Origin of the sequence: Chitinimonas sp. (assembly GCF_041904975.1) — a bacterium.
Classification (GTDB): Bacteria; Pseudomonadota; Gammaproteobacteria; order Burkholderiales; family Chitinimonadaceae; genus Chitinimonas.
The window spans coordinates 1-19,739 of sequence record NZ_JAYRLZ010000046.1; the positions used below are offsets into that span (position 1 = coordinate 1).

22 protein-coding genes are annotated in these 19,739 nt (G+C 60.3%); 13 read left to right on the forward strand and 9 right to left on the reverse strand.

The window, feature by feature from the left end:
• From ACE3OH_RS06735 to ACE3OH_RS06750, 4 genes are all read left to right on the forward strand, one after another.
• The coding region (locus ACE3OH_RS06735; protein ID WP_374349873.1) for a pseudouridine synthase at positions 1-1,042 on the forward strand (1,042 nt) is incomplete at its 5' end.
• A 20-nt stretch (positions 1,043-1,062) separates the two neighbouring features.
• Positions 1,063-1,551: a hypothetical protein gene (locus ACE3OH_RS06740; RefSeq protein ID WP_374349875.1), complete on the forward strand. Its 489-nt coding sequence runs from the start codon at positions 1,063-1,065 to the stop codon at positions 1,549-1,551.
• A gap of 62 nt (positions 1,552-1,613) precedes the next feature.
• Positions 1,614-2,105, forward strand: a complete 492-nt coding sequence (gene greB / locus ACE3OH_RS06745) for a transcription elongation factor GreB (RefSeq protein WP_374349932.1) — start codon at positions 1,614-1,616, stop codon at positions 2,103-2,105.
• Positions 2,106-2,147: 42 nt separating this feature from the next.
• A complete protein-coding gene (locus ACE3OH_RS06750) occupies positions 2,148-2,546 on the forward strand; it encodes a hypothetical protein (RefSeq protein ID WP_374349877.1) in 399 nt (132 codons plus the stop codon).
• A gap of 186 nt (positions 2,547-2,732) precedes the next feature.
• On the opposite strand, the gene ACE3OH_RS06755 is transcribed toward ACE3OH_RS06750, so the two are convergent.
• Complete coding sequence (locus tag ACE3OH_RS06755; RefSeq protein WP_374349880.1) at positions 2,733-4,847, reverse strand: M3 family metallopeptidase; 2,115 nt, start codon at positions 4,845-4,847, stop codon at positions 2,733-2,735.
• 95 nt (positions 4,848-4,942) lie between these two features.
• Positions 4,943-5,578, reverse strand: coding sequence for a LysE/ArgO family amino acid transporter (locus tag ACE3OH_RS06760; RefSeq protein ID WP_374349883.1), 636 nt, complete (start codon positions 5,576-5,578; stop codon positions 4,943-4,945).
• A 214-nt stretch (positions 5,579-5,792) separates the two neighbouring features.
• On the opposite strand from ACE3OH_RS06760, the gene ACE3OH_RS06765 reads away from it, so the two are divergent.
• From ACE3OH_RS06765 to ACE3OH_RS06785, 5 genes are all read left to right on the forward strand, one after another.
• The gene (locus ACE3OH_RS06765) at positions 5,793-6,707 is read left to right on the forward strand and encodes a 3',5'-nucleoside bisphosphate phosphatase (RefSeq protein WP_374349886.1); all 915 of its coding nucleotides are present in this window, start codon (positions 5,793-5,795) and stop codon (positions 6,705-6,707) included.
• 9 nt (positions 6,708-6,716) lie between these two features.
• Positions 6,717-7,343 (forward strand): L-threonylcarbamoyladenylate synthase, encoded by a 627-nt coding sequence (locus ACE3OH_RS06770; RefSeq protein WP_374349889.1) that lies wholly within the window; start codon positions 6,717-6,719, stop codon positions 7,341-7,343.
• Positions 7,344-7,619: 276 nt separating this feature from the next.
• The gene (locus ACE3OH_RS06775; protein WP_374349891.1) at positions 7,620-8,042 is read left to right on the forward strand and encodes a hypothetical protein; all 423 of its coding nucleotides are present in this window, start codon (positions 7,620-7,622) and stop codon (positions 8,040-8,042) included.
• A gap of 204 nt (positions 8,043-8,246) precedes the next feature.
• Positions 8,247-8,618, forward strand: coding sequence for a hypothetical protein (locus tag ACE3OH_RS06780; RefSeq protein ID WP_374349895.1), 372 nt, complete (start codon positions 8,247-8,249; stop codon positions 8,616-8,618).
• Positions 8,619-8,655: 37 nt separating this feature from the next.
• Positions 8,656-9,321: a site-2 protease family protein gene (locus tag ACE3OH_RS06785; RefSeq protein WP_374349897.1), complete on the forward strand. Its 666-nt coding sequence runs from the start codon at positions 8,656-8,658 to the stop codon at positions 9,319-9,321.
• 112 nt (positions 9,322-9,433) lie between these two features.
• Here ACE3OH_RS06785 and ACE3OH_RS06790 read toward each other — a convergent pair whose 3' ends face one another.
• Together ACE3OH_RS06790 and ACE3OH_RS06795 are read right to left on the reverse strand one after the other, a co-directional pair.
• Positions 9,434-10,033 carry a DUF4124 domain-containing protein gene (locus tag ACE3OH_RS06790; RefSeq protein ID WP_374349900.1) on the reverse strand — a complete coding sequence of 200 codons (600 nt, stop codon included), beginning with the start codon at positions 10,031-10,033 and terminating at the stop codon, positions 9,434-9,436.
• Between the two features lie 241 nt (positions 10,034-10,274).
• Positions 10,275-11,564, reverse strand: a complete 1,290-nt coding sequence (locus tag ACE3OH_RS06795; protein ID WP_374349903.1) for a tryptophan--tRNA ligase — start codon at positions 11,562-11,564, stop codon at positions 10,275-10,277.
• 129 nt (positions 11,565-11,693) lie between these two features.
• Between ACE3OH_RS06795 and ACE3OH_RS06800 the strand changes: the two genes are divergently transcribed.
• The 4 genes from ACE3OH_RS06800 to ACE3OH_RS06815 are packed head-to-tail and all read left to right on the forward strand — an operon-like array spanning position 11,694 to position 14,370.
• A complete protein-coding gene (locus ACE3OH_RS06800; RefSeq protein WP_374349909.1) occupies positions 11,694-12,947 on the forward strand; it encodes a tryptophan--tRNA ligase in 1,254 nt (417 codons plus the stop codon).
• A 53-nt stretch (positions 12,948-13,000) separates the two neighbouring features.
• On the forward strand, positions 13,001-13,288 hold the full coding sequence (locus ACE3OH_RS06805) for a YciI family protein (RefSeq protein WP_374349912.1): 288 nt from the start codon (positions 13,001-13,003) through the stop codon (positions 13,286-13,288).
• A 31-nt stretch (positions 13,289-13,319) separates the two neighbouring features.
• Positions 13,320-13,730, forward strand: coding sequence for a hypothetical protein (locus tag ACE3OH_RS06810; protein ID WP_374349915.1), 411 nt, complete (start codon positions 13,320-13,322; stop codon positions 13,728-13,730).
• A 43-nt stretch (positions 13,731-13,773) separates the two neighbouring features.
• On the forward strand, positions 13,774-14,370 hold the full coding sequence (locus ACE3OH_RS06815) for a hypothetical protein (RefSeq protein ID WP_374349917.1): 597 nt from the start codon (positions 13,774-13,776) through the stop codon (positions 14,368-14,370).
• 235 nt (positions 14,371-14,605) lie between these two features.
• Here the strand turns inward: ACE3OH_RS06815 and ACE3OH_RS06820 are convergent, their stop codons facing one another.
• The 5 genes from ACE3OH_RS06820 to ACE3OH_RS06840 form a co-directional block, all read right to left on the reverse strand.
• Positions 14,606-15,115, reverse strand: coding sequence for a GAF domain-containing protein (locus ACE3OH_RS06820; RefSeq protein ID WP_374349919.1), 510 nt, complete (start codon positions 15,113-15,115; stop codon positions 14,606-14,608).
• A gap of 525 nt (positions 15,116-15,640) precedes the next feature.
• The gene (locus ACE3OH_RS06825; protein WP_374349922.1) at positions 15,641-16,807 is read right to left on the reverse strand and encodes an ABC transporter permease; all 1,167 of its coding nucleotides are present in this window, start codon (positions 16,805-16,807) and stop codon (positions 15,641-15,643) included.
• On the reverse strand, positions 16,804-17,967 hold the full coding sequence (locus ACE3OH_RS06830; RefSeq protein WP_374349924.1) for an ABC transporter permease: 1,164 nt from the start codon (positions 17,965-17,967) through the stop codon (positions 16,804-16,806). The genes ACE3OH_RS06825 and ACE3OH_RS06830 overlap by 4 nt, the downstream gene beginning before the upstream one ends.
• Positions 17,964-18,677, reverse strand: a complete 714-nt coding sequence (locus tag ACE3OH_RS06835) for an ABC transporter ATP-binding protein (protein WP_374349925.1) — start codon at positions 18,675-18,677, stop codon at positions 17,964-17,966. The genes ACE3OH_RS06830 and ACE3OH_RS06835 overlap by 4 nt, the downstream gene beginning before the upstream one ends.
• Positions 18,674-19,739, reverse strand: a 1,066-nt coding sequence (locus ACE3OH_RS06840) for an efflux RND transporter periplasmic adaptor subunit (protein WP_374349928.1), incomplete at its 5' end; no start/stop codon positions are given. The genes ACE3OH_RS06835 and ACE3OH_RS06840, both read right to left, overlap by 4 nt.

A 19,739-nucleotide genomic window follows, 5' to 3' on the forward strand; every position in this document is an offset into this window, starting at 1 on the left:
ACCGCGCGCTAACGGGCCAGAGGGCGGGGCGGAAGCGCAAAGTGGCACCGACCGCGGGCGCAGCGGCGCCGGTTTCGGCAATATCGAGCAACGCCAGCGCAGTGCCGGGCAGGGGGGTGAATTCCGCCAGCAGGGCGAGCAGCGCACGCCACGTGGCCGCACCATCGTGACGGGTGATTTGCCGGTGGAGCGCGCCAAGAAGATGGTGGTGCGCCGTGGTAGCGAAAAGCAGGAAATGTTTGCCCAGCAATTGCGCGAAAAGCGGGTGGACAGCCGCTTTGTCGGCGAATTGCGCATCCAGAAAGCGCTGGCGCTGACCGGCGTTGGCTCGCGCCGCGATTGCGATGAATGGGTAGCGCAGGGCCGTGTCAGCATCAACGGCGCCCGCGCCGAGCCGGGTGCACGGGTGCGCCAGGGCGATCGCGTGTTGTTCGATGGCAAGCCGCTCAACATCAAATGGCCGGACCGCCTGCCGCGCATCGTCATCTACCACAAGCAGGAAGGTGAGCTGGTCAGCCGTGATGATCCGGCCGGCCGTACCACCGTATTCGACCGCTTGCCCAAGGTGCAGTCGTCGGCCTGGGTGGCGGTGGGGCGGCTCGACTTCAATACGTCGGGACTGCTGATCTTCACCACCTCGGGTGATCTGGCCAACCGCATGATGCATCCGAGCTTCGAAGTGGAGCGCGAATATGCGGTGCGGGTGCTGGGTAGCCTGACCGATGAGCAAAAGCAGCAGCTCTTGAGCGGCGTGCAGCTCGATGACGGTGAAGCGCATTTCGACGTGCTGCAAGACCAGGGTGGCGAAGGGCAGAACCACTGGTACCGCGTCATCCTGCGTGAAGGCCGCAATCGCGAAGTGCGCCGCATGTTCGAGCATTTCGATCTGCAGGTATCGCGGCTGATGCGGGTGCGTTTCGGCTCACTGACCCTGCCATCGCGACTCAAGCGCGGCCAGTATTACGAGCTGGAGGAGCCGGAAGTGCTGTCGGTACTGAAATGGGCAGGCCTGGGGCTGACCGGGCGTACGCCTAGCCGCTAAGTGACTAAGGGCGAATCGACATGAATATCGAGCTGGAACGGCGGGCCAAACAGATTGGGCTGAATTTGCTGAACAACGAGATGCTTCGGCTACGCCTGGGTTGGGAGTTTGTGCGCCGCATTAGCGGCAACTTCGAAGACGAACGGGTTCGCGTTGCGTTTCACGGCTTTGAATCATTCCTTGCGGGCGGTATGGCGCGAGCCGATTTTGATGAATTGGTTCAAGCCATCCAACAATTAGCAAGTCAGCATCCTGGCTCCCAATCTATTGACGGCAGCCAACACGCTGCCGTTTCCGCTACCTATGCACTCGCTAAGGCGATGAGCGGAGATTTCCTACAAGCAGCGGACTACGCGGCCTATTCGCAGGTGTATGGCTATGGTGGGTACGCGGTGACAGATCCAGCGGCGTTCGACGACGAATTTCGCGCCCAGGTATCGATATTTGATTTGCTGGTTGCTGGTCTGGATTCAAACATTGCGGCCAAATCGTCCATCGATCCAATATGAACAAAGCCTTTACTAAAGAAAACGACGACGGCGACGACGATGCGCTGCCCGAGCATCTGCAGCTGCCCAATTCGACCAAGAACTATATGACCCCTGGTGGCTGGAACCGCATGCGCCAGGAATTGCATGAGCTGGTGACCAAGGAGCGGCCGGCGCTGACCCAGATGATCAACTGGGCGGCAGGCAATGGCGATCGCTCGGAAAATGGCGATTACATCTATGGCAAGAAACGCCTGCGCGAGATTGATCGGCGCATCCGCTTTCTCACCAAACGCCTGGAAAACGCCGAGGTGGTCGACCCCGAGCTGCGCGAAGCCACCGACCAGGTATTCTTTTCCGCCACCGTGACCATACTGCGCGGCGATGGCTGCGAGCAGACCATCAGCATTGTCGGCGTGGACGAGATCGATCTGGCACGTGGCCATATCAGCTGGATTTCCCCTCTGGCGCGTACCCTGACCAAGGCGCGTGAAGGCGATACCGTGGTGCTGCGCGGCCCGGCTGGTGATGAGGATATCGAGATACTGGCGGTGATGTATGTGTCACTGGCGTAAAGCGGCCGGTCGACAGTGACGGCGATTAGGGATGACCTAGGTATGAAGGGTGGAACGGCTATAGGTGCTTGCCGGGCGTTTGTACTGATGGTTTCGATGGGTGCCATCGCACCTATGGTATTTCTCGTATTGGTGGCGTTTCTGTCCGGCGGGTACGTCTTACTGCTATTTGTCTTCTTCCCGCGAATGCTTGCCGTGCTATATCCGTTCTTGCTCGGCACGAATGGTCACACCTGGCAGCCTGTATTTGCTCCGATGCCGGGGATGTTTCTCACCGTGCTCATGTGGTCGCTCATCGGCGGCGCCTTTTCGTATTTGGCACGCCATTGCACTTGGCGCAGAGCTGTGGGTATGGCGTTCCCAATGCTGGCTGTCTGCTGGGGTGCCACCTATGTCTTGGTAATGGCGCTGGATATTTTTGGCCCAGCGATACGCACCTAAGGATGCACTGAACGAATTGAGCTTCAACTTAGGTTGCAGGCTCCGGGAAATGGCTTGGTCGGTGGTAAGTCCTTGATTCCTTATGGATCAATCCCGCCCAATCCGCGTTGCGTGGAGGCGGGTTCGCGCTCGTGAGAATTCAGGCAGTCAGGACCACGAAGCGTGGCCCTGACTTCATGCCGCAATCTACTTTAGTCCGCGCTTTTCCAGCAGGTGGTCTACGCGTGGCTCGCGGCCACGGAAGGCGCGGTAGGCGCCCATCAGGTCGCGGCTATCGCCAACCGACAGGATTTGCTGGCGGAACCAGTCGCCATTCTTGCGGTTCAGCCCGCCGTGTTCGCGGAACCAGGCGCTGCTGTCGGTCGCCAGCACATCGCTCCACAAATACGCGTAATAGCCGCCTTCATAGCCGCCGCCGGAGAAGGCATGCAGAAAGTAGGTGCTGCGATAGCGTGGCGGCACTGGCGCAAAGTCCATACCGGCCTGCTGCAGGGCAGATGATTCGAACGCCAGTACATCGGCCGGCACCGCATCGCTGCTCAGCTGATGCCAGCGCTGGTCCAGCATGGCGGCCGCGGCATACTCGGTCGTCACGAAGCCTTCATTGAACTTGCGCACGCCGATCACCTTGTCCAGCAGGGCTTTGGGCATGGGTGCGCCGCTCTTGTAGTGGCGCGCATAGTGCTGCAGCACCTCGGGCCAAAATGCCCACATCTCGTTGAATTGCGACGGGTATTCGACAAAGTCGCGTGGCACATTGGAGCCGGCGAACTGCGGATAGCGCACATTGGAGAAGATGCCGTGCAGGGCATGGCCGAATTCATGGAAGGCGGTGACCACGTCGTCGGTATTCAGCAAGGCCGGCTGCCCCGGTGCAGGTTTGACGATATTGAGGTGATTGCCGATCACCGGACGGGTGCCGAGCAAGGTGGACTGCGGGATGTATTCATTCATCCAGGCGCCGCCTTGCTTGTTGTCGCGGGCAAACGGGTCCAGCAGGAATAGCGCCAGCGGTTTGCCGGTGTGATCGATGACCTCGAATACCCGCACATCAGCCTGGTAGACCGGCAGATCGCGTCTTTCCTTGAAGCGGATGCCGTATAGCTTGGTGGCGGCGTAAAACACCCCATCCTTGAGCACCCGGTCCAGCTCGAAGTAGGGTTTGAGCTGGGTGTCGCTGTAATCAAAGCGGGCCTTGCGCACCTTCTCGGTGTAATAGCCCCAGTCCCACGGCGCCAGGGTGAAGCCGCCCTTGGCCTTGTCGATTTCCGCCTGGATGTCGGCCGCCTCGCGCTTGGCCTGTACCAGGGAGGCGCTGGCGATATCGGTCAGCAGCTTGTTGGCCGCTTCCGGCGTCTTGGCCATCTGGTCGGCCAGCGAGTAGGCGGCATGGTTGGCATAGCCAAGCAGCTTGGCGCGTTCGGCACGCAGGCTGGCCTGCTGGCGGACAATTTCGCGATTATCGAATTCGCCACCATGGCTGCCTCGCTTAATCGAGGCTTCGAAGATGCGCTGGCGCAGCTTGCGGTTTTCCAGCACATCTACCGTTGGCTGGCCGGTGGTATTGATCAGCGCGACCAGATACTTGCCCGGCTTGCCGTGCTCCTTGGCGGCATCGGCGGCGGCAGCGATCTCCGCATCAGACAGGCCTGCCAGCTCGACGCGTGCGTCGACCAGTATCGCCGACTCATTACTGTCTTTTTGCACGTTCAACGTAAAGCGGGTCTGCAGCTTGGCCAGTTCGGCGTTGATCGCCTTGATGCGCGCCTTGTCGCTATCGCTGAGTTTGACGCCGGCGCGCACGAAATTGTCGTGATAGCGCTCCAGCAAACGCGCCGATTCGGCGTCGAGCTTGAGGCTGGCGCGCTGCTGGTACAGCGCATCGATGCGCGCAAACAGCTGGCTGTTCAGGTTGACTTCGTCGTCATGCGCCGCCAGAAGCGGGGCCAGATCGCTGCGCAGCGTGTTCAGCTCATCATTGCCATTGGCCGTGACCAGATTGCCGAACAACAGCCGCAACTGCGCCAAGGGGGCATTGGCGCGCTCCATCGCCACAATGGTGTTGTCAAAGCTTGGTGCGTCGCCATTACTGGCGATCTTGGCCACTGCTGCACTGTGGCGGCCCAGTAGCTCGGTAAACGCCGGGGCGAAGTCGGCAGTCTTGATCTTGTCGAACTGCGGCATGCCAAAGGGCAGGGGGCTGGCTTGCAGCAAGGGGTTGTTCTGCACAGCTGCGGCAAAGGCGGGCGCGGCGGACAGCAGGAACAGGCTGCCCAGCAGGGCAGGAAGCAGTTTCGACATGGGCACTCCAAGGGTCAGGCGGGCGAAGCGCGCACTATAAGAGAACTTTGCCCAGCGGCGCGGCAAGCGTGCGACAAAGCTGCAAAAATGCCTGCTCAATGAAGCAATGATGCGACAAGCGAGCCCGCCAGTGCCCACATGGTGAGGCCGATCAACACATCGAGCACGCGCCAGGACACGGGGCGCGAAAACAGCGGCGCCAGCTTGCGTGCGCCCAAGGCCAGCGCGAAAAACCACACAAAGGAGGCGCAGACCGCGCCAAGACCAAACGAAAAACGCTGCGCCGCCGGAAACTGCGCGCCAATGCTGCCCAGCAGCACCACGGTATCGAGGTAGACGTGCGGATTGAGCAGGCTGAAGCCCAACGTAGTCAGCACCACCTTGCGCCAATCCGTAACGCCGCCGCCGCTGGCGGCGTCTATTGCGCCCGGGTGCAGCGCCGCTTTGAAAGATCGCAAGCCATAGGCGGCCAGAAACAGCGCGCCAAAAATGGCCGCCCAGCGCGCCAGGCCCGGATGCGCGTTGATCAGCGCGCCAGCGCCCAGCAGGCCGGCGCTGATCAGCACTGCATCGCATAGCGCGCACACCAGGGCGGTTAGCAGTGGCGCGGCGCCTTGCAAGCCTTGGCGCAGCACAAAGGCATTTTGCGCACCAATGGCGATGATCAGGCTGGCACCGAGGCCAAAGCCACGCAGGGCAATATCAAACGAGAGGGGAGCGAGGTCGGCCATGGCGCAGGGCGAGCGACGAAAAGCGCGAGCTTAACCGCAGCGACACCAGGCGCGCACAGACAGCCGGGCAGATTTGTCCGGCAACTGGCATGGTGTGCTTGCCGGTACAGTGGCGATCGGTGTTTTCGAGCCCAGCAATATGGCGCCGCGCAGCAACACAGCCACGGGCGCGGCGGCAGGCTTTGGTAAGATGGTGGCTTGCCAAGGAAACGCCATGCTGCCTGTTGATCTCCACGCCCATTCGACCATCTCCGATGGCATGCTGCCGCCCGGCGAGGTGGTGGCGCGGGCTGCCGGCCGTGGGTGCCGCCTGTTTGCCCTGACCGATCACGACGATATCCGTGGCCTGGCCGATGCCGCGGCCGAAGCGGCGCGGCAGGGCATGGCGTTTCTGCCGGGGGTGGAAGTCTCGGTCAGCTGGCGCCGCCATACCATCCATATCGTCGGCTTGGGCATTGATCCGGCCAACCCGGTGTTGCTGGCGGGTCTGGCTGGCGTGCGTGCCGGCCGCGATGAACGGGCAGTACGCATGGCAGCCGAGCTGGCCAAGGTCGGTATCCCCGATATGCTGGAAGGCGCCCGCAAGTTTGCCGACAACCCGGAGATGATCGGCCGCGCCCATTTCGCCCGCCATCTGATCGAACGCGGCATCGCGCGCGATATGAAGGCGGTGTTCAAGCGCTTTCTGGCCAAGGGCAAACCGGGCTATGTGGCGCATGAATGGGCCAGCCTCGCCGATGCCGTGGGCTGGATCAAGGCCGCCGGCGGGGTGGCGGTGATTGCCCACCCGGGGCGCTACGATTTTGGCCGACCAACGCTGAATGAGCTGATCGAGGAATTCAAGGCAGCAGGCGGCGAGGCCATCGAAGTGGTGTCGGGCAGCCATCACCCCAGCGATACCGAACGATTTGCGCGCCTGGCCGAAGTGCATGGCCTGATGGCCTCGGTCGGCACCGATTACCACGCCACTGGCGAGGGCGCACGCGAGCCGGGCGTACTGGCTGATCTGCCGGCCGGCCCGTTGCCGGTATGGACGCGCTGGCCGCATTTGCAGGCAATCGTGGCCAGTGCCGCAGCACACATGGACCCGGCCAGCTTCCCCCAAACCGAACCCGATCAGGCTTGTTGAACGCAACCCATGTCCCAATACTTTTCCATCCACCCCGAGAATCCGCAGCCACGCCTGATCAAACAGGCGGTACAGATCATCCAGTCTGGCGGCGTGATCGCCTATCCCACCGATTCTTGCTACGCATTGGGCTGCCACCTTGGTGACAAGGATGCGCTGGAGCGTATCCGCCGCATCCGCCAGGTTGACGACAAGCATCATTTCACCCTGGTGTGTCGCGATCTGTCCGAGCTGGGTACGTATGCGCGGGTCGATAACCGGCAGTTCCGCTTTCTCAAGCGCGCCATGCCCGGCGCGTTCACCGTGATCCTGCAAGCCACCCACGATGTGCCACGCCGGGTGATGCATGCCAAGCGCTCCACCATAGGCTTGCGCGTACCACAGCACACGGCGACGCTGGCCCTGCTGGAAGAGCTGGGCGAGCCCTTGCTGTCGTCCACCTTGCTGCTGCCCGGCGAGGCTTTCCCGATGACCGATAGCTGGTCGATTCGCGAACGGCTGGAGCATGAGGTGGATCTGGTGATCGACGCCGGCCATTGCGGTGCCGAGCCGACCACGGTGATAGATCTGACCGGTGAAGACCCGCTACTGGTGCGGCAAGGCGCCGGCGATGCGGCGCTGTTTGGGCTGGCTTGAGGTCGCGGTAACCTTCTGATGCTTTGCGCTATGGCATGGACAGTGCTTGCCAACAATTCACCGTCCACACGATCGCTACAGGAGCCGGCCATGGCATTAAGCGGGGTAATGTGCTGCATATCGGGTATTTTGTCGCTCCTTGCGCTCCCCGTATCGGCGGCCACAGTGAGCGCGGCGTTTCAGCCTGCCTATGTCATATGCCCCGGTTTTTTCACGCCCGGCTATTTCGGGCCGCTAGCTTGCCCTGGGCCTAGCGACCTGCGGGGACCATTGCGGGTGACGGTCAAACCCGACATCGGCGAGCTGCCCATGCGTGTCGAGGGCGATAGCTATGGCTATGCCGGCAACCTGTATGTGGTTGCCCGTTTCGAAGGCCGTCTCTACGCCTACAGCACGCAAATGTCGGCAGATTTCTGGCCGTGGCAGTGGAAAGCATTGCCGGCCAAGGCCGCTGAAATTCCGCCAACCGGCATGCAATGGCCACTGACGGTAGATGTGCCGTTCTGGGGGTTGCCACGCACCGCCTTTTCCGACGGCACGGCTCAGGCCGACTTCAATGTCAACCTGGGTAGCGATGGCCGAGTCGACGGATACGCAGACCTCAAAGGCTTGCATGTCTATGCCGGCTTCAAGGCGCCTGGCACCGTTGTCAGGTCGGTCGCGGACCTTGTCGAAGTGCTGGCAACGCCCGACCACTAGCGCTTCTGACAACCTGCAGCGATCTCAGCCAAGGCGCCCTAGCGCTGCTGTACTGCAGGTACTCGGCCGGCAAGCCGGCTACGCCGCCAAGCGCTTCCATGGCCGCCGATACCGGTTGAAAACGCGACCCTTTCAGCGCTTCCCTAGGTGCATAGGCCGGTGGCTTGCGGCATCATGTCGCCTTTGTTGGCGCCGGAGCCTGTCATGCTGTTTGCCCCTCGTGTGTTTGCCATCGCGGCCATCTATGGAATCCTTGCCCTGCTGCCGCTGTATTTTGCCGAGCCGCTGCTGAATCAGCTGTTCCCGCCTGCCATCACCCATCCCGAGTTTTACTATGCCTTTCTCGGTGTCGCACTTGCCTGGCAGGTGGCTTTTGTGCTGATCGCGCGCGAACCGGCGCGGCTGCGGCCCATCATGTTGCCGGCGGTTCTGGAAAAACTCGGCTATGGTCTGGCGCTGCTGACCTTGTTTGCATCGGGGCGCCTGCCAGCCATGGCTATCGGCACGGCCATTGGCGACTTGCTGTTCGCCGTATTGTTTTTTATCGCCTGGCGCAAGACGCCGGAACCAGATTAACCAAATAACAAAGTCAGTAGAACTGGACTCGTCTACCATGCAAGCGTTTATCGACGTAATTACTCTTTACGCCCTGCCCGTTATTTTTGCGTTGACCATACCGGAGGCTGCGCAGGCATTCGTAGCCGATAAACTGGGTGATCGTACAGCGCGTTCAATGGGGCGGTTGACCCTGAATCCCGGGCCGCATATTGATCTCGTTGGTACAGTCCTGTTGCCTTTGGGAGTAATACTGCTCGCAAAACTGGCTGGCAGCATCGTCCCGATGATACTGATCGGTTGGGCAAAACCCATTCCGGTAGATTTCAGGTATCTCAAGAATCCGAAAAAAGCACTGCTATGGATATCCTTGGCCAATCCGGTTGCCAATCTTGGGCTTGCTTTTATGTGGGCTGCATTGTTTAAGCTGGGTTCTTTGTCTCCAGAAAGCTATTTCTCCAGCCCTATGACACAGATGGCAAAGATTGGCATTTTGATGAATGCAGCTTTTGCCATTTTGATGTTGATACCAATCCTGCCGTATCCCGGCGGTCGTATTGTAATTAGCCTACTGCCGGAACATTTGGCTGTTCGGTATGCACAGCATGAACGCTGGGGTAATTTGATTGTTCTGGGACTTTTTATTACCGGCCTACTTGGCGTTATTTTATTGCCGTTTATCCGTGCTCTTGTGCAATTTATTGCGCTGATATTTGGTTTGTAAGCCGCAAGGCACTGCGTGATTCTGTTTGATTGTTCTCCTGCCAGAGCAGGCCATCCGGCCCGCTCTGGCATTACACCAGCGACCAAGCTGTCAGCGCTGTGACGTGCCGGCTTTATTTCCCGCCCGGCCGCAAACCCAAGGTAAGTAGCGAGGTATCGGCGGTAACCGGGGTGATGCTGACAAATGCCCAATACGATGCAGTCGACCATTCGGCATCGGCGGAAAGCATGGTGGGCTTGTTATCGACTTTATGGCTGCTTTCCGGCCCATACACGGAACGTAATTCGGCGCAGAGCTTGTCGAATAGTTTCAGGTTTTCGGCATTGCGCGTCATGTCGCTCGATAGATTGACCTGAAAAAAGCGATCGCCGAGGAAAAAGAATTTGGCACTGAAGGTGCCGCCCGCCATATTCACCGGGTTGATGCCTAATTTTCCGACCGAGCCATTGAACAAGCGGTCGGAATTGATGGCCTGTGTGCCCGCTACCTTGCTTTTCACCTCGTCGATCGACATGCCAGTCTTCAAGCCGGCAGTGAAAATACCCGATGACCCGCTATTGCGTATTGCCAGGGTCTTGGCCGTGCTGTCCTTCTCGCACGGCGCTTCCTGAAAGGAAACGCTGCCATTCTTGGTGCATTGGTAAACCTGGGCGCTGGCTGATGTACACAGGGCCAGCATCAGGCCGGCGCTAAGGGTTTGCAGTTTCAACATGTCGGCTCCGCTAGTTGGGGGTAAACAAGGCCATTGCTGCGCATGCGTTGGGGCAGTTAGCCCGGATGGAGTGAAACGTAATCCGGGGCAGGGCACTGCGCGAATACATTTGATGGTGCCGTTGGGGGCCGGAGGCCCGCAACGGATTGCGCCTGTGGCTGCATCCAGGCGACAAAGGGGCGGATCGAGCAAGCTGTTTCCCCGGCCGCTTAGGAGCCGGGGCGGTCAGATCGGGACGGAATCACGCTTCGGCCAGCGCAGCCAGGGCGGCGCCTACTTCCTCGGCGGCAACTCCGTCTGCCAGACTCACCGGCGCCTGCGCCAGCGCGGCTGCGCCTTCGGCTTTCAGCCGGCCTACCCATTGCCCGGCCTCGCGGCCTTGCTCGAAACCTGCGCTTTGCAGAAGCAGGCGGCCATCAGCGGCAGTCAGCTTGAAGTAGAAGCGGCCATCGGCCTCTCGGTATTGCTTGAATACCGGCAAGGCCGCCTTTTGCGTAGCGGCGCTGCTGGCAGCGGCAAGCGGCTGGAACGGGCGCAGGCCAACGGCAGCGCGTAGCTCGGCCAGGAAAGGGGCAGCGATGGCGCGGGCGCGCTGGGCGCCTTGCTGCATCAGGGCTTCCAGCTGTTCCGGCGCGGCCATTAGTGCTTCGTAGCGCGCGCGCATCGGGCCGATTTCGGCTTCGATTTGTTGGTAAAGCCTTTGCTTGGCCTCACCCCAGCCCAAACCTGCCACCAGCTCGGCGCGGAAGGCGGCCGTTTGCTCGGGCGTGGCAAAGGCCTCGAACAGGGTGGTCAGCGCGGTGGAGTCCGGGTCTTTCGGCTCTCCCGGCAGGCGCGAGTCGGTGACGATGCGGGCGATGGCGTCTTTCAAGCCTTTGCTGCCGCCTTCGAACAGGGGCACCACATTGTCGTAGCTCTTGCTCATCTTGCGGCCATCCAGGCCCGGCAGCAGCGCCATTTCGGCGTCGATCTGCGCATCGGGCAGGGTAAAGAATTCGCGGCCGAACAGGTGATTGAAGCGCTGCGCCACATCGCGCGCCATTTCGATATGCTGCACCTGATCGCGCCCTACCGGCACGCGGTGGGCATTGAACATCAGGATATCGGCCGCCATCAGCACCGGGTAGCAGAACAGGCCCATGGTCACGCCGTGATCGGGGTCTTCGCCGGCAGCGACATTGATATCGGTCGAAGCCTTGTAGGCATGGGCGCGGTTCATCAGGCCCTTGGCGGTCACGCAGGTCAGCAGCCAGTTCAATTCGGTGATTTCCGGCACATCGCTCTGCCGGTAGAAGGTGACGCGCTCGGTGTCGAGGCCGGCGGCCAGCCAGGTGGCGGCCAGCGCCATGCGCGAGCGCTCGATGCGCGCCGGCTCATCGCATTTGATCAGGGCGTGGTAGTCGGCCAGGAAGAAGAAGCTGTCTACGCCGGCTTCGCGGCTGGCGGCAATGGCCGGGCGGATGGCGCCGACGTAGTTGCCAAGGTGTGGGGTACCGGTGGTGGTGATGCCGGTCAGGACACGTTGGGTCATGGATGGATTCCGCATGGTTGCAAACAGGGTCAAGGCAGGCGTTGACCAGCCCGCAAGTCTAGCCGGCTTGTCGGCTTGGCGATACAGGGCGCAGCAGGCCGGCGCCAATGTCGGTTATGATGAAGGGCCATGAAGCGCTGTAGTCGGCGCTTCTTCGAGATCATCACTGTCTTCCCACCCATGTATCCAGACCGCGTTTTATCCGGCATGCGCCCCACCGGCGCCTTGCATCTTGGCCACTACCATGGCGCTTTGAAAAACTGGGTTCGCTTGCAAAGCGAAGTCGAATGCCTGTTCATGGTGGCCGACTGGCATGCCCTGACAACCGCTTACGACGACCCCAGCATCATCGCCAGAAGTACCTGGGATATGGTGATCGACTGGCTGGCGGCCGGCATCGACCCGGCACAGTCCACCCTGTTCATCCAGAGCCGGATTCCCGAGCATGCCGAATTGACCCTGCTGATGGGCATGAACACGCCACTGGCCTGGCTGGAGCGGGTGCCGACCTATAAAGACCAGATCGAAAAGCTCAGCCACAAGGACCTCGGCACCTATGGCTTTCTCGGCTACCCCTTGATGCAGACCGCCGATATCGTCATCTACCGTGCCAACCAGGTGCCGGTGGGCGAGGATCAGGTGCCGCATATCGAACTAAGCCGCGAAATCGCCCGGCGCTTCAACCATATGTATGGCCGCGAGCCGGGTTTTGAGGCCAAGGCCGAGGCGGCAGTGAAAAAACTCGGTAGCAAAAAGAGCAAGTTGTACGACGAATTACGCACCCGCTATCTGCAACATGGCGACGACGAAGCGCTGGAAGCCTGCCGCGCGCTGCTGGCCGATACGCAAAACCTCAGCCACGGCGATCGCGAGCGCCTGTTCGGCTATATCGAGGGCAAGGGCAAGATGATCCTGTCCGAGCCGCAGCCGCTCCTCACCATCAATAGCAAGCTCCCCGGCCTTGATGGAGCCAAGATGAGCAAGAGCTATGGCAATTACATTGCCCTGCGCGAAACGCCAGAGAACGTGAGCAAGAAGGTGCGCGGCATGATGACCGACCCGGCGCGTGCTCGCCGCACCGATGCGGGCGACCCGGAAAAATGTCCGGTGTGGCAGTTCCACCAGATCTATTCCGACGACAACACCCGCGACTGGGTGGTGCAAGGCTGCAAGAGCGCCGGCATCGGTTGCCTGGAATGCAAGCAGCCGGTGATCGACGCCATCAATGCCGAGCAGGCACCGATCATCGAGCGCGCCCAACCCTATCTGGAAGACCCGACCCTGGTGCGCAATATCGTCGAGGACGGCTGCGAAAAGGCGAAAAAGCTGGCTTCCGAAACCGTGCGCGATGTGCGCGAGGCCATGGGCCTCGGTTACAACTGAAACAATCACCGGCCTAGCCAAGCGCCACAGGCCGCAGCAGAAAAGGGCAGGGCATGTTTGTTGTGGTTCTCACCTATGTAAAGCCGCTCGAGTTCGTGGATAGCCTGATCGACGCCCATGTGCGCTGGTTGCAGGCCCAATACGCCGCCGGCTACTTCCTCGCCTCGGGCCGACGGGTGCCGCGTACCGGCGGGGTGATCCTGGCGCAGGGGCTGGATCGGGCAACGCTGGATGCCGTGCTGGCGCAAGACCCGTTCCAACAGCAAGGCGCGGCCCAGTACGAGGTGATCGAATTCACCCCCGGCATGGTGGCGGAGCCGCTGCGCTTTTTGATGGATTGAACCGGGCACTTGATCCGCCAGCGCAGCCGAAATGGTGGGCTGTAGCGTAGGTGGCGCGGCGGATCTGGTTTACGACGATAACGGCAATATCAACGCCAAGCGCGATGTCGGGGCCTGTCGCCACGACGATCTCAGACATCGGCATGTGGAAACCAGAATTATCGGCGTAGTGAAACGTAGCGATGGTTACGATGCGATTCCCTCAAGCCACAACTCGAATGAAACGCCGACAGGCTTTCCCTTGCCGATTCAGATGCTGAATATCATTTATTTGATCGGGTGCCTCGAGGGAGTGGGCAGGGCGCTCATTCAGAACATTGGGGAACTATCTTCAAAAACTAGCAGCGATAACGCTTGTGGCAGTCGCTATGAGAACATGCGCACACTCGTCGATGTTTCGCTCGAGGTTGGCTTTTTGGCTGGCTATGCAGAGAATAATTGAACAAGCGAAAACCGGCTTTGAGTTTGATTTAGGAGAGGCTCCGATGGTTATAGATAATATGGCGATTATGCCTGAGAGTGCATATATAGTGTTCGTGGCGCAAGCCGGGAGGCAGGTTTCAAGTAGACCTGCCGCGGGACATACGCTAGGCGTATGCGTTGTTATGCGGAATGATTTGCACGATTTGGAAAGTACTGATTTGGGGAAAATTTTTCCAAGTGGGCTTATCGATGTGCGATCTGATGTGTTGGCTTATTTTGAGAAATTCAAGGGTATGGATGTTGGGCAGTGGCATGGCTCAATGGGACCTATTGATAAAGTGACTCAGAAAGTTATAAAGGAGCCCGATCACGGCCGCTTAGTACCGAGCACTGAGCCATTGGGTGGATTCGCTTATATTCCAAATTCTGACTATGTAGGGGGCGACCATTTAATCGTCCAGGCAAGCGTAAATGGCTACACAGTTCAACTTAGATACTACATTCATGTGTCTGAGCCAGAAAGCTATCCATCATACAAGGATTGTTCGAAATTTCATCCTACGAAAGGAATCATCTGGAAGCTGTCTCAGTTCTTCGATCCAACTGACGATAGCCAGGAAGGGCGGGTCCCCAGAGGTAACTCACACGAATCCTTGTAGTGCGGGTGGCTCTATTGCGCTGCGAGAATCCTGCGGATTTGGCTAGCTCCGGTCGATGCTGTGCCATTTGAATTTGTGGCATACGCCTTTGGCCAAGCCACGGGTTTGCATACATCGATTTACGGCATAGCGGATTTCATACGGCTGAATAATGCTATCCATGGCAATGCCGGCGACAAGATCGAAAAACTCAAGGCGTCGATTTGGTGCCGAGCGAATGCCGATACTCAGCGAATCATTGCTCGCCGCTGTCAGGCTGCGGCGTACTGTGGCGTCTTCTGGCTTGAATGCACTCCAATTCTGCGGCGATCCGTGGCGCCAGGGGCTGCAGCACGCGGTAGATACTTTCGGTATCGCTTATTGACTGCTCGTCCATCACGGCCAGCAAGCCCAGAACACTGCCGTCGCTGCCGGCTAGGGGCACGCCGATATAAGCTTCGAGTTGCGCATCGATCGGATAAAGGCCGGATAGATTGCACGGAATCTGCAAGGATTCGCCATCCAGCACGGTGCGGCATGGCGTGGTGCCATGGTCATAAAAGAACGGTTTTTGCAGATTGTCGCGATCGGCCAATGCCAGGGCATGCGCCTGTGGTTGGCGTTTTTCCGTGATCATCGCCAGCTTTACGTCCAGCTCACGGGTCAGGGCTAGCACCATCGCCGCCAGGCATTTTTCGCCGCGAAACGGTGCAATGGCCTGCAGCAGCTTGACCTGGTGGTCGGCAATGGCTTTCTGACTCGGCATGCTCCCAACTCCTTCAAACGCCTACACGCTTCCAACAGTAGTACGGCTATAGCGCATTGATACAGTACGGGTGTGATTTCACCCCTCAAACCTGTGGACACAGAGCGCACCGAGATCACGGAGCACATAGAGATAACCAGACCGGATTTGGCCTTTCTCCGTGTCCTCTGTGTTCTCCCCGTTCTCTGTGCCTACAGGTTTTGCTTTTTGGGTATTGCTGCATCGTCGGGAGACATATAACAAGCCAAAACCTGTAAACACAGAGCACACAGAGAACACCAGACTGGATTTGGCCTTTCTCCGTGTCCTCAGTGTTCTCCCCGTTCTCTGTGTCTACAGGTTTTGCTTGTTGGGTCTTGCTGCATCGTCGGGAGACATATAACAACCCAAAACCTGTAAACACAGAGCACACAGAGAAAACCAGACAGGATTTGGCCTTTCTCAGTGCGCTCTGTGTCCTCCCTGTTCTCTGTGTCTACAGGTTTTTGCCTTGCCTTGCCTTGCCTTTTCGCCGCAGCGCCAGCATCAAGCCGCGCGCAGGGCGTCGACGATCTTGAGGCGGGCTGCCCGCACCGCCGGCAAGAAGCCGCCCAACAAGCCCATGAATAGCGAAAAGATCAGCGATTTGATGATGATGGCCGGGGTAAGGGCAAAGCTGAAAGCCAGCTCGGAAAAGGTCTGGAAATTCATCGTCGATACGGTAAAGAACTGCATGCCGCTGGCTGCCAGAAGGCCAAACACGCCGCCCACCAGGCTCAATAGCAAGGCCTCACCGAGGAAGGCGGCCAGGATGCTGCGGCGGCGAAAACCCAATGCGCGCAGTGCGCCGATTTCGCCGGTGCGATTGGCGACGGCGGCATACATGGTGATCATGGCGCCGATAATGGCGCCGACCGAGAACACCACCGACAGCACGCTACCCAATACACCGATAAAGGTGCTCATTGCCTGGCTCTGGTCGGCATAAAAGCGCGTTTCCGGCTTGAATTCGGCGGTAATGCGCGGATCGCCCTCCAAGCGCTTTTGTACTGCGTCGAACTGCTGCTTGTCCTGTAGCTGGAAGATCACCGCCGAAAACGCCAGCCGGCGGAAGGCCTGGATCATTTGTTCGGCATCGCCCCATACCTCGGAATTAAAGCCGGTTTTGCCGGCATCGAAAATGCCGACCACCGTCCAGTCGCGCCGGGCGAAGCGTAGCGATGCGCCCAGCTGCACGCCGGCAAAGCCATTGGCAATGGCGCGCCCCACCATGATTTCCGAGGTGCCGGCACGCGGCGCACGGCCTTCTACCAGCTGCACTTGCGGCCGCAGCGCCAGCCCAAGCTCGCCGGTGCCGCGCACGACGATATTGGCCGGCTTGCCGCTGCCTTTTTTGTTCAGCGAAATCAGCACTACCGATTCGTGGCTGACCAGGCGCCGGCCACGGCCATCGACGGCCAGCGCCGGATCGCTGTCGATAATGCCGGCCTCCAGCCGCGACACGCCGCTCTGCACCTCGGTTTGCGAGCCCTTGCGTATCGCCACCACATTGTCGTCGCGGCCAGTGGCGGTAAGGGTCTGCTCAAGTCCGGTGCGCATCATCAGCACGGTGGCGAACACGAATACCACCAGGGCCATGCCGCCAGCGGTCAGCGCGGTGGTCAGGCGGCGGGTGAGCAGATTGCGCCAGATATAGTTGAGCGGAATGCTCATGCCACAGCCCTCAAGCCTTCAACAATACGGATCTGCATCGAGCGCCATGCCGGCACCGCTGCGGCGATCAGCCCGACGACGACTGCGCCGGCCGCCTGCTGCAGCACGGTATGCGCCGAGATATTGAACACCGGCAAGAATGCACTGAGTGCCTTGCCGATGCCGGCCACCGCCGGAATGGTCAGCAGGATGCCGAGCGCGCCGCCGATGGCGCACATCAGTACCGATTCGAACAGGATCAGCCAGCCCACCACCGGCGGGCCAAAACCAAGCGCCTTCAGGGTGGCGTATTCGCTGGTACGCTCGCGCGCCGACATCGCCATGGTATTGGCCATTACCGCGGCAATGATCAGGATCACCACATAGCTGACGATCTGGATCGCCAGCACGATGGTGTCGGTCATCGCCACAAAGCTCAGCTGGAAGGCTTTTTCGGTTTCGGTGAGCGTTTCGGCCAGCGAATTCTTGAACTGGGCATCGACCCGCTCGCTGATCAAGGCGGCCTGGCTGCCATCGCGGATGCCGACGACAAAGATGCCGGTTGCATCGCCGCGCCGGGGGTAGAGCACCTTGATCCGCTCATTGAGCAGTTTCCAGTGAAACAGGAACTGGCTCTCGTCGGTGCCCTTGTCGCGCCCGGTATAAATGGCACGCAGGGTGAAGCGGTAGGTGCCGGGGTAGATGGTGCCCTTGATCGGAATGGTGTCGCCCACCTTCCAGCCAAAGCGCTCGGCCAGCTTGCGGCCCACCATGCAGCCTTGCCGATCGCGCATAAAGGCGGCGCGCTGGTCCTCGTTCAGCACGAATTCCGGGTAGAGCGGCAGATAGCTCGGCACATCGACGGCAAACTGCGGGAAGAAATTTTTCGGCTCGATATACACGCCGCCAAACCAGTTGGCCCAGGAAATGCCGCTGACGCCATCCACACTGCGGATGCGGTCGGCGTAGCTGATCGGTAGCGGAAACACCAGCGAGATGGCATTGCGGCTGATCAGGCGCTTGTCCGATGCCGCATCGGCGCCGGCATACCAGGCCGACACCACCGTGCTAAGGAGGCCAAAGGCAAGAATGGCGATGGTCAGGCCCGCCAGGGTCAGCGCCGCGCGCAGGCGGTGGCGAAAGGCGTTTTTCAGCGCCATCTTGAGCAGGAACAGGGTCACGGCTGCGCTTCCTGCCGGTTGATTTCCAGCGCCGATAGCTCGCCTTTTTCCAGATGGCGAATGGCATGGGCGCGCTCGGCAGCTCGCGCATCATGGGTCACCATCACAATGGTCTTGCCCAACTCGCCATTGAGACGATCGAGCAGATCGAGAATCTCGCCGGCCGATTTGCGGTCCAGATCGCCCGTGGGTTCGTCGGCCACGATCAGGGTCGGGTCGCTGACCAGGGCGCGGGCAATGGCTACCCGTTGTTGCTGGCCGCCCGACAACTCATTGGGGTAATGGCTCATCCGGTCGGCCAGGCCCACCATCTGCAGCGCCAGCTCGGCATGCTCGCGGCGTTCGCGCCGGTTCAGGCGGGTCAGCATCAGCGGCAATTCGACATTTTCCAGCGCCGTCAGCACCGGCATCAGGTTGTAGAACTGGAAGATAAAGCCGACATGGCGCGCCCGCCAATCGGCCAGCTCGCCTTCATCGAGGCTGGCGATATCGGTGCCGGCGACGATGATCTGGCCGGCAGTGGGTTTGTCGATGCCAGCCAGCAGGTTGAGTAGGGTGGACTTGCCGGAGCCGGACGGGCCCATCAAGGCAAGAAAATCGCCGGTGGCGATATCGAAGTCGATATCGGTCAGCACCTCGATCTGTTGGCCGCCACGCTGGTAAGACTTGCCGACATGGCGCAGGGCTACGGCGGGGATGGCCTCGCTCATGCCTTTTTCTCCGTGACCTTGGCCTCGTCCTTGAGTTGGCCCGGCTCGATCACTACCGTATCGCCGAGCTTGAGGCCCGACTTGACCTCCATCAGGTCGCCCAGCTTGCCACCCAGCTGCACCGCGGTGCGATGCGCCACCCCGTCGCGCAGTACGTATACCGCGCCATTCACTACCGCCTTCGGGCTCACTGCCAGACGCGGCTTGCGCTCGTCTGCTGCCAGGGTGCGGCTGAGGAAATTTACCTTGGCACTCATTTCCGGCAGTACGCGGGCGTCTTTTTCGATAAAGCCGATCTTGAACGTGACAGTGGCCTTGCTGCGATCCACCGAGGGCACAATGCTGTTCACCCGGCCCAGCAGGCGCAAGTCGGGCAGGGCATCGAGCTGGATTTCGCAGGGCTGGTCCATCTTCGCCTTGAACAGGCTGGCTTCGGACACATCGGCTTCCACTTCCAGCGTGTTCATGTCCGCCATGGTCACTACCGCGCCTTTGGAATCGGCGCTGGCGTTGAATGGCGAAATCACATCGCCGACATTGGCGTTCTTGGTGAGGATCACCCCTGAAAACGGCGCCTTGATCACCGAGTTGGACAACGCTACGCGCGCTTGCGCTACCACCGCTTCTGCCTGGCGTACTGCCGCCGCCTGGGCGGCAACCGCCGCGCGGGCCTGCTGGTCGCGAGAGATGGCACTGTCGTTGGCCGAGCCCGACAGAAAGCCGCGCTGCAATAAATCGCTGCTGCGTTTGCTGTTTTGCCTGGCGTCCAGTGCGTCGGCCTCGGCACGTTTTAGCAAGGCCTTGGCCGACTCGACGCTGGCCAGCGCCTGGGCAAGTTGCGCCTGCAGGTCGGCGCTCTCCAGCCGGGCGATCACCTCGCCTTCCTTGACCTTGCTGCCCTCGCGCACCCCCAGCCATTCCAGGCGGCCGGTGGCTTTGGAGGCGATGGACGCTTTTTTCTGGGCGACGACATAGCCGGTGGCGGTCAAGTCGGCAATGGCGCTGGATGGCCAGGCCTCGGTCACCCGGGTGGTTTCCACTGCTACCGGGGCGCGGCCGCGT

Bases quoted from the DNA above. Each gene is read 5' to 3' on its own strand.
- ACE3OH_RS06740 (WP_374349875.1), top strand. From the start codon at position 1,063: ATGAATATCGAGCTGGAACGGCGGGCCAAACAGATTGGGCTGAATTTG.
- ACE3OH_RS06750 (WP_374349877.1), top strand. From the start codon at position 2,148: ATGAAGGGTGGAACGGCTATAGGTGCTTGCCGGGCGTTTGTACTGATG.
- ACE3OH_RS06755 (WP_374349880.1), bottom strand. From the start codon at position 4,847: ATGTCGAAACTGCTTCCTGCCCTGCTGGGCAGCCTGTTCCTGCTGTCC.
- ACE3OH_RS06760 (WP_374349883.1), bottom strand. From the start codon at position 5,578: ATGGCCGACCTCGCTCCCCTCTCGTTTGATATTGCCCTGCGTGGCTTT.
- ACE3OH_RS06765 (WP_374349886.1), top strand. From the start codon at position 5,793: ATGCTGCCTGTTGATCTCCACGCCCATTCGACCATCTCCGATGGCATG.
- ACE3OH_RS06770 (WP_374349889.1), top strand. From the start codon at position 6,717: ATGTCCCAATACTTTTCCATCCACCCCGAGAATCCGCAGCCACGCCTG.
- ACE3OH_RS06780 (WP_374349895.1), top strand. From the start codon at position 8,247: ATGCTGTTTGCCCCTCGTGTGTTTGCCATCGCGGCCATCTATGGAATC.
- ACE3OH_RS06785 (WP_374349897.1), top strand. From the start codon at position 8,656: ATGCAAGCGTTTATCGACGTAATTACTCTTTACGCCCTGCCCGTTATT.
- ACE3OH_RS06790 (WP_374349900.1), bottom strand. From the start codon at position 10,033: ATGTTGAAACTGCAAACCCTTAGCGCCGGCCTGATGCTGGCCCTGTGT.
- ACE3OH_RS06795 (WP_374349903.1), bottom strand. From the start codon at position 11,564: ATGACCCAACGTGTCCTGACCGGCATCACCACCACCGGTACCCCACAC.
- ACE3OH_RS06800 (WP_374349909.1), top strand. From the start codon at position 11,694: ATGAAGCGCTGTAGTCGGCGCTTCTTCGAGATCATCACTGTCTTCCCA.
- ACE3OH_RS06805 (WP_374349912.1), top strand. From the start codon at position 13,001: ATGTTTGTTGTGGTTCTCACCTATGTAAAGCCGCTCGAGTTCGTGGAT.
- ACE3OH_RS06810 (WP_374349915.1), top strand. From the start codon at position 13,320: ATGGTGGGCTGTAGCGTAGGTGGCGCGGCGGATCTGGTTTACGACGAT.
- ACE3OH_RS06815 (WP_374349917.1), top strand. From the start codon at position 13,774: ATGGTTATAGATAATATGGCGATTATGCCTGAGAGTGCATATATAGTG.
- ACE3OH_RS06820 (WP_374349919.1), bottom strand. From the start codon at position 15,115: ATGCCGAGTCAGAAAGCCATTGCCGACCACCAGGTCAAGCTGCTGCAG.
- ACE3OH_RS06825 (WP_374349922.1), bottom strand. From the start codon at position 16,807: ATGAGCATTCCGCTCAACTATATCTGGCGCAATCTGCTCACCCGCCGC.
- ACE3OH_RS06835 (WP_374349925.1), bottom strand. From the start codon at position 18,677: ATGAGCGAGGCCATCCCCGCCGTAGCCCTGCGCCATGTCGGCAAGTCT.